At 71.0% G+C, this 13,847-nt stretch carries 12 protein-coding genes; 3 read left to right on the top strand and 9 right to left on the bottom strand.

Features of this window, described 5'->3' with window-relative positions; all coding sequences use genetic code 11:
- Positions 1-294: 294 nt before the first annotated feature.
- Positions 295-1,629, bottom strand: a complete 1,335-nt coding sequence (locus tag ACWGJ2_RS29285; protein WP_453349279.1) for an acyl-CoA thioesterase/bile acid-CoA:amino acid N-acyltransferase family protein — start codon at positions 1,627-1,629, stop codon at positions 295-297.
- An 85-nt stretch (positions 1,630-1,714) separates the two neighbouring features.
- On the opposite strand from ACWGJ2_RS29285, the gene ACWGJ2_RS29290 reads away from it, so the two are divergent.
- Entirely contained in the window at positions 1,715-2,623 is a 909-nt protein-coding gene (locus ACWGJ2_RS29290; RefSeq protein ID WP_453349280.1) for a transglutaminase-like domain-containing protein, read from the top strand.
- A 58-nt stretch (positions 2,624-2,681) separates the two neighbouring features.
- Here ACWGJ2_RS29290 and ACWGJ2_RS29295 read toward each other — a convergent pair whose 3' ends face one another.
- Entirely contained in the window at positions 2,682-3,932 is a 1,251-nt protein-coding gene (locus ACWGJ2_RS29295; RefSeq protein WP_453349281.1) for an MFS transporter, read from the bottom strand.
- A gap of 71 nt (positions 3,933-4,003) precedes the next feature.
- Between ACWGJ2_RS29295 and ACWGJ2_RS29300 the strand changes: the two genes are divergently transcribed.
- Positions 4,004-4,555: a MarR family winged helix-turn-helix transcriptional regulator gene (locus tag ACWGJ2_RS29300; protein WP_453349282.1), complete on the top strand. Its 552-nt coding sequence runs from the start codon at positions 4,004-4,006 to the stop codon at positions 4,553-4,555.
- A gap of 117 nt (positions 4,556-4,672) precedes the next feature.
- Here the strand turns inward: ACWGJ2_RS29300 and ACWGJ2_RS29305 are convergent, their stop codons facing one another.
- The 6 genes from ACWGJ2_RS29305 to ACWGJ2_RS29330 all read right to left on the bottom strand — a co-directional run bounded on the left by ACWGJ2_RS29305 (position 4,673) and on the right by ACWGJ2_RS29330 (position 10,965).
- Complete coding sequence (locus ACWGJ2_RS29305; RefSeq protein ID WP_453349283.1) at positions 4,673-5,692, bottom strand: trypsin-like serine peptidase; 1,020 nt, start codon at positions 5,690-5,692, stop codon at positions 4,673-4,675.
- A 282-nt stretch (positions 5,693-5,974) separates the two neighbouring features.
- Positions 5,975-6,739: a succinate dehydrogenase iron-sulfur subunit gene (locus tag ACWGJ2_RS29310; RefSeq protein ID WP_453349284.1), complete on the bottom strand. Its 765-nt coding sequence runs from the start codon at positions 6,737-6,739 to the stop codon at positions 5,975-5,977.
- Complete coding sequence (sdhA, locus tag ACWGJ2_RS29315; RefSeq protein ID WP_453349285.1) at positions 6,739-8,493, bottom strand: succinate dehydrogenase flavoprotein subunit; 1,755 nt, start codon at positions 8,491-8,493, stop codon at positions 6,739-6,741. The genes ACWGJ2_RS29310 and sdhA overlap by 1 nt, the downstream gene beginning before the upstream one ends.
- A 51-nt stretch (positions 8,494-8,544) precedes the next feature.
- Positions 8,545-9,048, bottom strand: coding sequence for a succinate dehydrogenase hydrophobic membrane anchor subunit (locus ACWGJ2_RS29320; RefSeq protein WP_453349339.1), 504 nt, complete (start codon positions 9,046-9,048; stop codon positions 8,545-8,547).
- A 6-nt stretch (positions 9,049-9,054) separates the two neighbouring features.
- Entirely contained in the window at positions 9,055-9,435 is a 381-nt protein-coding gene (sdhC, locus tag ACWGJ2_RS29325; protein ID WP_453349286.1) for a succinate dehydrogenase, cytochrome b556 subunit, read from the bottom strand.
- A gap of 1,023 nt (positions 9,436-10,458) precedes the next feature.
- Entirely contained in the window at positions 10,459-10,965 is a 507-nt protein-coding gene (locus ACWGJ2_RS29330) for a 2-oxo-4-hydroxy-4-carboxy-5-ureidoimidazoline decarboxylase (protein ID WP_453349287.1), read from the bottom strand.
- Between the two features lie 235 nt (positions 10,966-11,200).
- Here ACWGJ2_RS29330 and ACWGJ2_RS29335 point away from each other — a divergent pair, with 235 nt between their 5' ends.
- The gene (locus ACWGJ2_RS29335) at positions 11,201-12,883 is read left to right on the top strand and encodes a family 20 glycosylhydrolase (protein WP_453349340.1); all 1,683 of its coding nucleotides are present in this window, start codon (positions 11,201-11,203) and stop codon (positions 12,881-12,883) included.
- Here the strand turns inward: ACWGJ2_RS29335 and ACWGJ2_RS29340 are convergent.
- Positions 12,876-13,820, bottom strand: coding sequence for an MBL fold metallo-hydrolase (locus ACWGJ2_RS29340; RefSeq protein WP_453349288.1), 945 nt, complete (start codon positions 13,818-13,820; stop codon positions 12,876-12,878). The genes ACWGJ2_RS29335 and ACWGJ2_RS29340 overlap by 8 nt on opposite strands.
- Positions 13,821-13,847 lie beyond the last annotated feature (27 nt).

Consider the following 13,847-nt stretch of genomic DNA (forward strand, 5'->3'; position numbering starts at 1 on the left):
CTCCTCGGGCGGCGACAAGTGCGGGTCTCGTTGTCGGGTTTCCTCCGGCACTCGTCGCCACCACTTGCGGGGACACCCCACCACGTCCCCTCCCGGTCGCGGCCAACTAACGGTCGGTGCCCCCTGAGCTTGTTGCCATGCTGTGTGCCCGCACCTGGCGGTACGGGCCCAGCTCTGTCACGGGAATCCGACGGCGGCGGCCCACCACCCTTGTTGTGGGCAGGCGTTCCGCATGGCGAGCGGGCACCCCGTGAGGCGGTCAACCTTGACCCCGTGAAGGGGGAACCCTGCGTTTCAATTGGCGAGGAGTTTCAGGATGCGGGGCCAGCTGGATTCGCGGGCGTGTTGGTCCGCCTTGGCGGTGGAGGTGACCTGGCCGTCCTGGCCGCCCTCCTGGCCGGGCTGGCCGTAGGGGAACCAGTTCACGTGGTGGCCCGCGCCCTTGTAGGTGACCTGCTGGTGGGGTTCGCCCGAGGCGTTGTGCTGGGAGGCGATGTCGCGGGCCGAGGCGGCCGAGCCCCACATCTTGTCGTTGTCGCCCGCCACCGCGAGCACCGTGCCCCGCACCCGGTCCAGCGGAATCGGCCCGGCCGGGATCTTCTCCCCGTCGTCGAGCCACGCCGCATACGCGTCCGCGCCCGCCAGATAGGGCCCGTTGACCTTGGACGAGGGCGCGTACGCGATGACGTCCCGCACCAGTTCGGGACGTCGCTGCCCGAGCAACTGGGCGACCTCGCTGCCGCGCGAGTTGCCCATCACGGCCAGCTTGTCGGGGTCGGCGGAGGGCTGCTTGTTCAGCGTCTTCATGGCGCGGGTGAAGTAGTCGAGGTCGATCTTGTTGAGCGCGTCGGGGCGCCCCGAGTCCTCGCCGCAGCGGAAGTAGCAGAGGGACAGCGTCGGATGGCCGTGCGCGGCCAGCAGCGCCGCCGCGTATTCGCCCGCGTTGCCGCCCTCGGAGCCGCCGAAGACGAGCACGGGCGCCTTCCGCTTCTCGCCCTTGCCGCGCGCGGGCGAGTACAGCTCGCCGTCGACACCGTCCTCGTCGACGGTCAGCTTCCGGTGCTCGACGTCGCCGTGCAGCCACTGCCGGGTGAGCACCCTGGTGGCCAGCTTCTTGCCCTCGCCGCCGTTCTTGCCGCGCTCGGCGACGGTCAGCCGGACCTGGTAGCCGGACTGCTTGTCGGGGGTGGCGGGGTGGTAGGAGAACGCCTTGCCGCTGCCGATCATCTTCTTCACGGTGCCGTTCCGCGGCAGCATGCTGCTCAGCAGGCCCATGCTGTCCGCGCCCTCGTACGGCTTGCCGCCCTGCGGCGCCCGCTCGCCGAGGTCGAGTACGCCGTCGCCGTCGGCCGTATAGGCACCGCGTGCCGCCCAGGACGCGTCGCGCTGGTCCTTCGCGTCGGCGGCGACGGTGACCCGCTGGCCGGGTTCCAGCCCTGTGACCTTGATCTCCACGGCCTTGTCGGCCGTCGTGACGGGGTCGCTCACCTTGACCTGCACGCCGTCCCGCGACGTCTTCTTCTGGGGTGCCGAAGCACCGTCGCCGCCGGAGCACGCCGCCGCACCGGCGAGAACGGCCAGTGCCACGGGTGCCGCGACGGCTGCCCGTACGTTCCGCTTACGTCCCATCCGCCGCACCCTACGCATGCACCGGGTGCCACCGCGAACGACCCCCGGGTGGAAATCGAACCGATTTTCCGTCACTCTGGCCTCCATGCTGCCCGCAGAGCGTGACTTCTATCTGACGCAGAGCGTCCAGGACGAGCCCGGTGCCATGGCGGACAAGCTGGCGCAACTCCCCACGGGACCGGACGAACTGGCGCTGCTCGTGCGGCGGTTGCTCATGCATCGTGAGGAGACGGGCAGCTTCGGCTGCGCCCTCCCCGACTCGCGTCACCGTGCGGAGGAGGAGGCCCGCTGCGTCGACGGCATCCTGGAGATCGTGGCCGGGCTCGGCGGCGTACGGCCGACGGCCCCGCGCCGCCCCGCCGACCGTTTCGCGGGCACCTGCCGGGACTTCGCGCTCCTGCACTGCGCCCTGCTGCGGCACTCGGGTACGCCCGCGCGCGTGCGCTGCGGCTACGCCACCTACTTCGCGCCCGGCTTCCACGACGACCACTGGGTCACCGAGTACGCGCACCCGGAGCACGGCTGGACCCTCTGCGATCCGCAGGTGGTCCCGGACCGCGCGGAGAAGGGGTACGAGCTGGACTTTGACCCGCTGGACGTGCCCCGTGACCGCTTCCTCGTCGCGGGCGAGGCCTGGCGCCTGTGCCGTACGGGGGCGGCCGATCCGGCCACGTTCGGGGTCAGCGTCCTCGGGCTCACCGGACTGTGGACGGTGCGCGCCAACGTCGTACGGGATCTCGCGGCGCTCAACAGGGCCGAGGTGCTGCCCTGGGACACGTGGGGCGTGGGTGACAGCGAGCCCGCCTCCGCGCCCGACGACGAGGAGCTGACGGTGCTCGACGAGGCGGCCCGGATCATGGCCGATGGCGGCTTCGCCGATCTGCGCGAGCTGTACCTCACCACTCCGTCCCTGCGCGTCCCGCGCACCCTCACAGCGCACGCGGCCTTCGCGGGCGACGCGGGCCCCGGCTCCCGCGAGAACGCCGGAGCGTGACGGCCCGGCGCCCTGATTCTCCGATTCCCCGATCTCCTTCCCTGACGCCGTGTGCGGGTCATGTCCCGCTCGGCGACGGCGACTTGGGCACCGTGAAGCGCCGCACCCCGGGAACGGCGGCCGTCGCGAGACAGGCCGCCCCCACCAGCGCCGCCGAGGCCGCGAGCGGGGTGCCCGTGCCCCAGGCGTCGGCGGCGAGCGGGGCGAGGGCGTATCCGAGCGGCATGGCGCCCAGGGAGACGAGCCAGTCGTAGGACGTGACGCGGGCCAGGACGCGCTCGGGCACGGCGTTCTGCACCGTCGTGCGCCAGAGCGGGTTGAGGAAGCCGAGCCCGGCCATGGCCAGCGCGTACGCGCCCACCACCACGGGCGCCGGGGCCGGGACGGCGAAGAGCGCGAGCGGGAGGACGTAGAGCAGCCCGGCCAGGTTGGCTGCCAGCACCGGGCGGCGCGGGTGCGCACGGGCCGCGATCAGCGAGCCGACGAGCAGGCCGACGGCCCCCGCCTGGAGCACCGCGATCCAGACGCCCTCCCCGCCCAGCTCCTCGACGGCGAGCGCCGGGCCGAGGGTCATCAGCACGCTGGCGGTGAAGTTCCATATGGCGTGGACGACGAGGCTGCTCCAGTACCAGTCGCGTCCGCGCACCTCGGCCCAGCCCTCGGCCAGGTCGGCGCGCAGCGACCGCTTCGGCAGCGCCACCTGGCGCACGCGGACGAGCAGCAGCGTGACCGCACTGACGGCGAAGGTGGCCGCGTCCAGGAGGAACGCCCAGCCGGGGCCCGCTGCCCAGATGGTCAGCCCCGCCAGCGCGGGGCCGCCCAGCCGCGCGGCGCTCTCCGCCGTGCCCAGCAGCCCGTTGGCGCGCGCCCTGCCCTCCTTGGCGACGGTTCCGGTGATCAGCGGCGAGAGGGTGGGGACGGAGAAGGCCGAGGCCGCGCCGCCCGCCGCCTCGGCGCCCGCGATGAGGGCGAGCGAGGGGTCCCCGCCCAGTAACTGGACGCCGACGAAGAGCTGAGACGCGCAGCGCACCACGTCGGTGACGAGCGCGACCCGGCGGGCGCCGACCCGGTCGGCGACCACCCCGCCGAGCGGCAGCAGCACCAGCTTCGGCACCATCGCGCAGGCCAGGACGAGGGCGAGCGCGGACGCCGAACCCGTGGCGCGCAGCACGGCGAGGGCGAGCGCGGCCGGGATGACGGCGTCGCCGAGCAGGGTGAGGGAGCGGCCGAGGAAGAGCAGCCGGAAGTCGCGGGTGCGCAAAGGGTGTCGGGGGCGCTGGAGGCTCTGGGTGTGTTCGGGGTGCGGCATGGCCGGAATGTATTTCGGCACCGAAGTATTCGTCAACGAAGTATCACGGTGGGCGGACGTACGATCGGCGCATGGGTGCCACGCGCAAGCCGGACGACGACAGCCTTGACCGGAGGGAGACGGATCCCGCGGTGCGGGACTGGACGGACGGGCACATCGCGCGCTGGTCGCCCGTCCTCCCCCTCGACCCCGACATCGAGGGCGCGGCCACCCGCATGTACCGCTTCACCAAGCATCTGCGCCGCGTCAAGGAGCGCGGGCTCTCCGACTACGGGCTCCAGCAGTACGAGTACGACACGCTCCAGGCGCTCGCGGGCCGCGAGGGCCGGGCCACCCCCTCGGCGCTGGCCGCCGATCTCGACATGGCCCCCGCCTCCATCACGGGCCGCCTCGACGCGCTGGAACGGCGCGGCTATGTGCGCCGTACGCCCTCGTCCACGGACCGCCGCCGGGTCGACGTCGAGCTGACGGAGGAGGGGCGCGCCGCCTGGCTGGGTGCCATGGGCACCGTCGGGCACGAGGAGTACCGGCTGCTGGGCGCCCTCAGCGAGGAGGAACGGCGCACGCTGTCCGGTCTGCTGCGCCGCGTCATGTACGAGGCCGAGGCGGGCGGGGAGGGATGACGGCGGGCCGGGACGGGACGGACGGGCCCGGCGCGCGTCGCATCGCGCCGGAGCCCGGCGACGGGCGTGGCCGTCGCCGGGCTCTGTGGGGGGTGGGGCTGTGCGGCGGCAGTCGGCCTAACCCGGCTGCGTCGTCTGCGCCGTCTCGTAGAGGTTCTGCGCGTCGGCGCCGAAGTAGGGGCCGAACATCGTGCCGGGGAGGAACGTGTAGCCGAAGCTGTTGACGGAGGACTGGAGCCCCGTGCCCGCCGTCTCGTCGAACTCCGTGAACCACGGGCCGCCGCTGGAGCCGCCCGTCATGTCGCAGCCGAGGCCGTGGTCGTCCGAGAGCAGGAAGTCGCGGAAGGCCGTGCCGGAGCAGTAGATCAACTGCTCACCGTCGTACGGCGCCGCTGCGGGGAAGCCGAACGCGTACATGTCCTTGTTGTAGCCGGTGTTGAACGCCAGGCCCTGGGCGCCGACGACGTCGGTCAGCCGCTGCCCGTCCAGGGGTGCGACGACGGCCGCGCCCACGTCGTAGTTGATGTCCTCACTGGCCTCCCACTGCGGGGTGGTCAGCGTCTCGGCGGCCGTCCACTTGCCGTAGGGGGCCTGTCCGTCGTGGTAGCCGGGGACGAACACCCAGTCGGTGTGCCAGGCGCCGTCCAGCTTGACGCAGTGGCCCGCGGTGATCACCGTGCTGTCGTTCTCGCTGGTCACCGCGTTGCCCGAGCAGGAGGCCGTGCGGCCCTGGTAGGTGAAGAAGACGCGGCCCGAGGTCTGCTCCACCGCGCCGCCGCCCGTCCACGGGCCGCCGCCCTCGGGGAAGGCCAGGGGGCCTGCCGCGCGTCGCTCGGCGCGCTCGCCGGGGACCTTCAGCTCCGGGCCCCTGGGGACGGCCCTCTCCGGAGAGCCCGTACCCGTCCCGGAACCGGAGCCGCCGCCGGGCCCGAGCAGGTCCAGGGGCTCGGCCTCCCGCATCCGCTCCGGGGTCCAGAAGCGTGCCGTGTCCTCGCGCGCCGTGCTCCCGGAGCCGACGGGGCCCGCGCCGCCCGTCTCGGCGCCCGCCGGAACGGTCTGCACGACGAGCCCGAGCAGGGCGCCGACGGCGACCAGGGCCCCGGCTGCCGCACGGCGGTGATGTCCTGTGTGTCTCACGCGTACTCCTTCTGCGGTGGGGTGGCAGATGAGTGGTGCGAGGTGCACCGGGCAGGGCGTCGGTGTCGCCCGGCGCGTAGAGAGGGTGCCCTCAATTCGCGCGCCGCGAACGGGAGTTGACGCCTCACGGTGTGAACAGGGCGCGCATTGTGCGACGACGGAGACGGGTACGGGCCCGGACACGCGCGAGGCCCCTCCCGCGAAGGTGCGGGAGGGGCCTCGCCGGGCCTCGTCGAGAGGTGCGTGCCCAGCTCCGGCCGTCGGTCCGGCCGGGCGCGGGGCTCAGAAGCGCCGGGTGATCAGCGCCTTCTTGACCTCCTGGATCGCCTTGGTGACCTCGATGCCGCGCGGGCAGGCGTCCGTGCAGTTGAAGGTGGTGCGGCAGCGCCACACACCGTCACGGTCGTTGAGGATCTCCAGCCGCTGCTCCCCGGCCTCGTCGCGCGAGTCGAAGATGAAGCGGTGCGCGTTGACGATCGCCGCCGGGCCGAAGTACTGCCCGTCGTTCCAGAACACCGGGCACGAGGACGTGCACGCGGCGCACAGGATGCACTTGGTGGTGTCGTCGAAGCGCTCGCGGTCCTCGGCGGACTGGAGGCGCTCGCGCGTCGGCTCGTTCCCCGTGGTGACCAGGAACGGCATGACGTCCCGGTACGCCTGGAAGAACGGGTCCATGTCGACCACGAGGTCCTTGAGGACCGTGAGGCCCTTGATGGCCTCGATCGTGATCGGCTTCTCGGGGTTGATGTCCTTGATCAGCGTCTTGCACGCCAGCCGGTTACGGCCGTTGATGCGCATGGCGTCCGAACCGCAGATGCCGTGCGCGCAGGAGCGGCGGAACGTGAGCGTCCCGTCGATCTCCCACTTGATCTTGTGCAGGACGTCGAGGACACGGTCCTTCGGGTCCACGTCCACGGCGAAGTCTTCCCACCGGGACTCGTCCGAGACCTCCGAGTTGAACCGGCGGATCCGGAAGGTGACCGTGATCAGGTGCGAGGCGACGGCCTTGTCGTCCGCCTCGGCCTTGTCCATGACAGCGGTGCTCATCAGTACTTACGCTCCATCGGCTGGTAGCGGGTCTGCACGACCGGCTTGTAGTCCAGCCGGATCGACTCGGTGCCGTCGTCGCCCACCTCGCGGTACGCCATCGTGTGGCGCATGAAGTTGACGTCGTCACGGTTCGGGTAGTCCTCGCGGTAGTGACCGCCGCGGGACTCCTTGCGGGCCAGCGCGGACGTCGCCGTGACCTCGGCCAGATCGAGCAGGTTGCCCAGCTCAAGGGCCTCCAGCAGGTCGGTGTTGAACCGCTTGCCCTTGTCCTGGACGCTGATGTTGCGGTAGCGCTTGCGCAGCGCCGCGATCTCCTCGACCGCTTCCTTCAGCGTCTGCTCCGTGCGGAAGACCATGACGTTCTTGTCCATGCACTCCTGGAGCGCCTTGCGGATCTCGGTGACCCGCTCGTTGCCGGTCGCGTCCCGCAGGTTCTCGACCTCGCCCTCGACGAACGCCGTCGGGTTCTCCGGCAGCTCGACGAAGTCCGCCGTCGCCGCGTACTCGGCGGCCGCGATACCGGCCCGCCGCCCGAAGACGTTGATGTCCAGCAGCGAGTTGGTGCCCAGGCGGTTCGCGCCGTGCACGGACACGCAGGCGACCTCGCCCGCCGCGTACAGGCCCGGCACCACCGTGGTGTTGTCGAGCAGCGCCTCGCCCTGGACGTTCGTCGGGATGCCGCCCATCGCGTAGTGCGCGGTCGGCTGGATCGGCACCGGGTCGGTGTACGGCTCGATGCCCAGGTACGTCCGCGCGAACTCGGTGATGTCCGGGAGCTTGGCGTCGAGCTGCTCCGGCGGCAGGTGGGTGAGGTCCAGGTAGACGTGGTCGGCGTCGGGGCCGCAGCCGCGTCCCTCCCGGATCTCGGTGTAGATCGAGCGGGAGACGACATCGCGCGAGGCGAGGTCCTTCATGACCGGCGCGTACTTCTCCATGAAGCGCTCGCCGTCCTTGTTGCGGAGGATGCCGCCCTCACCGCGGGCGCCCTCCGTGAGCAGGATGCCCATCTTGTAGATGCCGGTCGGGTGGAACTGGAAGAACTCCATGTCCTCCAGCGGCAGCCCGCGCCGGAAGGCCGCCGCCTGCCCGTCACCGGTGAGGGTGTGGGCGTTGGAGGTGACCTTGAAGAACTTGCCGTTGCCGCCCGAGGCGAAGACGACCGCCTTGGCCTGGAAGACGTGGATCTCGCCGGTGGCCAGCTCGTACGCGACGACGCCCGCGGTCTTCTTGACCCCGTCGACATCGTTGAGCAGCAGGTCCAGGACGTAGAACTCGTTGTAGAACTCCACGCCCTCCTTCACGCAGTTCTGGTACAGCGTCTGAAGGATCATGTGCCCTGTGCGGTCGGCGGCGTAGCAGGACCGGCGCACCGGGGCCTCGCCGTGGTTGCGCGAGTGCCCGCCGAACCGCCGCTGGTCGATCTTGCCCTGCGGGGTGCGGTTGAAGGGCAGGCCCATCTTCTCCAGGTCGAGGACCGAGTCGATGGCCTCCTTCGCCAGGATCTCGGCGGCGTCCTGGTCGACCAGGTAGTCGCCGCCCTTGATCGTGTCGAAGGTGTGCCACTCCCAGTTGTCCTCCTCGACGTTGGCCAGGGCAGCGGCCATGCCGCCCTGCGCCGCGCCGGTGTGGGAGCGGGTCGGGTAGAGCTTCGTCAGCACGGCGGTGCGGCTGCGCTTGGTCGACTCGATGGCCGCGCGCATGCCCGCGCCGCCGGCGCCGACGATGACGGTGTCGTACTTGTGAATCTTCATGGGGGTTACCTCAGCCTCAGCCCGTTACGTCTGCCCGTTACGTCAGCCACGTCAGCGAATGTTCGGGTCGAAGGTGAAGATCACCAGCGTGCCCAGCAGGACGGTGAACACCGTGGCGGTGTACAGCAGCATCTTCAGCCAGAAGCGGGTGTTGTCCCGCTCCGCGTAGTCGTTGATGACGGTGCGCAGGCCGTTCGCGCCGTGCAGCATGGCGAGCCACAGCATGGCCAGGTCCCAGATCTGCCAGAACGGGGAGGCCCAGCGGCCCGCGACGAACGCGAAGCCGATCTTGCTGACGCCGCCGTCCAGCACGAGCTGGATCAGCAGGTGCCCGATGACCAGCACCACGAGCACGATCCCGGACAGCCGCATGAACAGCCATCCGTACATCTCGAAGTTGGTCTTCGACGCCTTGGGCGTCTTCGCGGTACGGGCGCGAGGGGGCTCGATGTAGGGAGCCGGGTTGTCCACGTCGTAGAGGCGGACACCCTCGGTGCCCTGGCCCTCTCCGGTGGCCTCGGCGGTGGCCTTGGCGTTGGCGGTCTCGGTCGACATCATGCATCAGCTCCCGAACAGCGAACGCAGCGTGTGCTGAAGGACGGGGTAGAAGGCGCCGACCATGAGGACGAGCCAGATCCCCATCACGGTCCACAGCATCTGCTTCTGGTACCTCGCGCCCTTCGACCAGAAGTCCACGGCGATGACCCGCAGGCCGTTGAGCGCGTGGAAGAGGATGGCGGCCACGAGGCCGTACTCCATCAGATTGACGAGCGGAGTCTTGTAGATCGCGACAGTGTCGTCGTACGCCTCTGGCGAGACGCGGACGAGCGCGGTGTCCAGGACGTGCACGAACAGGAAGAAGAAGATGAGGACGCCGGTGACTCGATGAGCCACCCATGACCACATTCCTTCCCGGCCGCGGTACAGCGTTCCAGCCGGCACGGAAAAACCCTCCGGGAGCGGATATCGGGGCCTGCCGGCTTCGGTGTCGGTCGGCCCGGCCGGGTACGGTCCACCGGCCGCGGCCATCGTAGCGACGCTTTGTCGGCACGCTGGTGCCGGGTGCGGTGGTGTGATCAATCAGGCACGGACGGCCCAGTCCGTGTGGCTCCCCTTCACGGGGTTGGAGGTGAAGGTCACACGGGGTTCTTCCCTCCTGCAAGGGTGCGCCTGCCCTGGTGCCTCTTGGGGGTTCGTTCGCGTGTTGGGGGCCGGTGGCACGGGTTGTGCCCACCCGTCCCGCCTTGCGGGACGTTTGCCCACAACATTTGGCGTGCCGTCGCCCTGCGGTGCGGGGCCGGGTGCGGGTGGGTGGCTTCGGCGCGGCGTGTGGTTGCGGTGCGTTGCGGCTGGCGCCGCGTGATTCCGGGTTCCCGTTGGGGTTGTGGGCGCGTGGGTGCGGGGTGTCCGGTGCCGCGGTGGGGTGTCTCCTCGGCGTGAAGGTCTCGCTTTCGGCTTTCGGCCGGTGACTTTCTCGACCTGCGGGGACACCCCACCGCGTCCCCGTCCCGCCGGTGGCCCACTGCCGCCCGACTGGGCTTCTCTCGTGCACACCCGCTCCCGGCTTCTGTCGTGACCGGGAGCGGCCTTCGGCCGAGGGTTGGCCACCGGGCGGGAGGTGGTGTGGCGGGGTGTCCCCGCAGGGCGAGCAAGTCACCGGCGGAAAGTCGAGGAACATACCTTTACGCCCGAGGAGACGCCCCGGCGCGGCGCCGTCCCCCACCACACACGGGCCCCATATCCACGGTCCGAGCCATGAATCACGCGGCGCCAGCCGCGTACTACCGGTCCATATGCCGCGCCGTAGCCACCGGCCAGGCAGCCGAACACGGCGCCAAGCCACATCGCCGCCCGCGCCGGGCAGGGGCACAAAAATTGGCGCGGGACCCTACAGTGCGCACCACACCGGCGAACCGTCCCGCGCAACACCCCCGTGAAATGTCGAACCGCACAGCGCAGCGACCGTCAGGCGAGGAGGTGGGTGAGGCGGGCGCGGGTGAGGGCGCGGAGTTCGTCCGCTGTCACGTCCCACTCCCGCTCCACCTCGTTCCCCAGCCGCACCCGCACCGAGGCCAGCGCCTGGTCCATCCGCTCCTCGGCCGCGTACCCGTCGAGGCACACGAGGAACGCGTGTCCGAACCTGCTCTCGTACGCCGCGTGCGCGGCGCGCAGGGCCATGTGCGCGGCCAGCGTCCCGGGCTGGTCGCTGAGCGGATGGTGCGCCGTCTCCTCGGCCAGCGCCTCGGCGAGGTCGGCGAAGGTGAGGTCGTAGCACGCCTCGTCGGAGGCGGCGAGCAGCGCCTCGTGGTCCGGGTACGGGCGGTGCGCCGCGACACGTGCCGCCCACCTGCGGCTGCCGCAGCAGCGCAGCAGCACCTCCTCCGCCTCGGCCGCGGGGACCGTGTTGAGCCATGCCAGCTTCGGCCCGGCGGACCGGGGCTCGTGCTCGCTTCGCTCGGGCGTCAGGCGCATGGCTCCTCGTAACGGGGCGGGACGGGGTGGTGCGGGGACACCATGGTCCACGCATCCGGGGTGGCTCGGATGTGACGTCGGATACAGCAGTGGTGGGAGATTGGCCGTCACCGTAGCGACGAGTGTGATCAACGGTCCGACGGATGCGCGAATTTCACCCGTACGGGACCGGATTGTCACGCATGACTGACGACGACAGGCAGGAAAGGGGCCATACCGTATCGGTATGGGACGTATGTGGCCAAAAAAGCTGGCTGTTTCGAGAGCGTCGAAGGCGCCGAGGGCGCCGAGGGCTTCGCGGGCTTCACGGGCCGTGCTCGGCGCGAGCGCCTGCGCCGTGCTCACGCTGAGCGCCTGCTCCGGCGGCGGTGACGAGCCGGGCGGCTCCGCGAGCAGTGCGGGGGACCATCGGACATCGTCGTCGTCGCCCACGTCCGACGCCCCCTCGCCCACGGCTCCCGCCAAGATCGGCCCGGCGCCCTCCGCCGTTCCGGCCGTGCGCGAGTGGAAGGCCGTGCGCGGCCCCGGCTGGGAGCCGGCCGACGGCACCCGGGTCGTGGCCCGCGACGAAACCGTCGCCGACGAGGCCAGGCTGCTGGCCGGTGAGATGAAGGTGCCCTACGGGAAGGGCTACGGCAAGGGCGGGGAGAAGGCCCGCACCGGGGACATCGAGCTGGGCCTGGACAAGGGCTCGGAGGCGAAGAAGGCCGGGCGCGAGGCGTATGTCCTCAACAGTCGCGACGGCAAGGTGACCATCACGGGCGCCTCGGACGCCGGGGTCTTCTACGGGACCCGCACGCTGCTCCAGACCGTCCGCGACAAGGGGCGTTTCTCGGACGGCGTGGTCAAGGACCGGCCCGACCGCGCCCAGCGCGGCTTCATGCTCGACATCGCCCGCAAGCACTTCGACGCGGAGTGGATCGAGCGGCGGATCAAGGAGATGGGCGACTTCAAGCTCAACCAGCTCCAGCTCCACCTCTCGGACGACCAGGCGTTCCGCGTCGAGAGCGAGTCCCACCCCGAGGTGGTCTCCGAGCCGCATCTGACCAAGGACCAGCTCCGCCGCATCATCGAGCTGGCCAAGGCCCGGCACATCGAGGTCGTCCCCGAGATCGACTCGCCGGGCCACCTCGGCGCGGTCATCAAGGCGCACCCTGGCCTCCAGCTCAAGAACGCCTCCGGCCAGGCGACCAGGGGCGCCGTGGACATCTCGGACCCGAAGGCGGCGAAGATCGTCGACGATCTGCTGCGCGAGTACGCCAAGCTCTTCCCCGGCACGTACGCGCACCTCGGCGGCGACGAGTACCGCGCCCTGACGGTGAAGGACCCGGCCGCCTCGTACCCCCGGCTGGCCTCGGCCGCGCGCAAGAAGTACGGACGCGACGCCGACGTCCAGGACCTGGCGACGGCCTGGCTGAACGACCGCGCCGACACCCTGCGCAAGGCGGGGAAGACCCCGCAGGTGTGGAACGACGGCATCCACAAGGGCGGCAGCGTGCACGCGGACAAGGACCGCCAGGTGACGTACTGGACGGGCAAGGAGATCGGCGCCCGCGAGCCCGTGGAGTACCTGAAGGAGGGCTGGAAGCTCGTCAACCTCAACGACGAGTACCTCTACTACGTCCTGGGCGAGCCGAACGACTTCACGTATCCGACGGGCGAGCGGATCTACGAGGAGTGGACGCCCGCCGTGCTGCGCGGCAAGAAGGCGGTGCCCTCGTCGCTGGCGGGCCCCGACCGGATTCTGGGCGGGCGCTTCGCCGTGTGGTGCGACATCGCCGACGCGCAGTCGACGGACCAGATCGCCAAGGCCGTCAAGGCGCCGCTGGCGGCGACGTCGCAGAAGCTGTGGAACCCGGAGAAGCCGAAGCTGAGCTGGGCGGAGTTCAAGGCGCTCTCGGAGCGGGTGGCTAGCTGACGGGTGTGACGGTGGGGGTCACCGTGGACGTGGAGGCGGGCGCGGCCGGGATCAGCCGGTACGCGCCCGCCTCGCGTCGCACGTGTCCCGCGGTCGGCGCCGCGAAGTGGCTGCCGAGCAGGAGCGTCGGCGTACCGGCGAGCGAGCCGAGCAGTTCGTTCCGGGTCCTGACGGCGACGTCGGGCGCGATGTCCACGCAGCTGCACAGCGCCGGGTGCGACATCTGGACCGGGTGGTGGATGCTGTCCCCTGTGATCAGCGCGCTCTCGCCCCGGCTGCTGAGGCGGACGGCCACCTGGCCCGGTGTGTGCCCCGGCGTGGGCAGCAGGCGGACGCCCGGGGCGATGTCCGTGCCCCCGCCCATGCCCCCGTCCGCGACGTCGACGAGGTCGAACAGGCCCGCTTCCCGTACCGGGTGCACCGAGTCGCGGAACATCTGGCGGCGCGCCTCCTCCATCTCGACACCGGCCCAGTAGTCCCATTCGGTACGGGTGGTGACGTAGCGCGCGTTCGGGAAGGTGGGCACCCAGTCGCCGCCTTCGGCCCGCGTGTTCCAACCGACGTGGTCGGCGTGGAGGTGGGTCAGGACGACGAGGTCCACGCTCTCCGGCGCGAAGCCCGTGGCGCGGAGCCGAGACGTGTAGTCGCTGTCCAGGTTGTGCCAGGCGGGGTTGGCGCGCCGCTTCCCGTTGCCGATGCCCGTGTCGACCAGCACGCGCATGCCGTCCGTCTCGAAGGCGAAGCTGTGGCTCGCAAGGCGCAGGACGCCCTGTTCGTCGGCGAAGTCGGGGTGCAGCCAGGGGGTTCCGGTCACGAGGTCGGCGGTCGCTTCCGGGAGCAGCCACGGGCCGGTCTGCGGGGGCAGGGCGACCTCGTCGACGCGGTGGACGGTGAGGTCGCCCACGGTCCAGGCGGGGGCGGGGGGTGTCGTGTGCATGGAGGGTTCCTCCTGGGTCGAGGTGGC

The organism is Streptomyces sp. NPDC054796 (assembly GCF_053611545.1).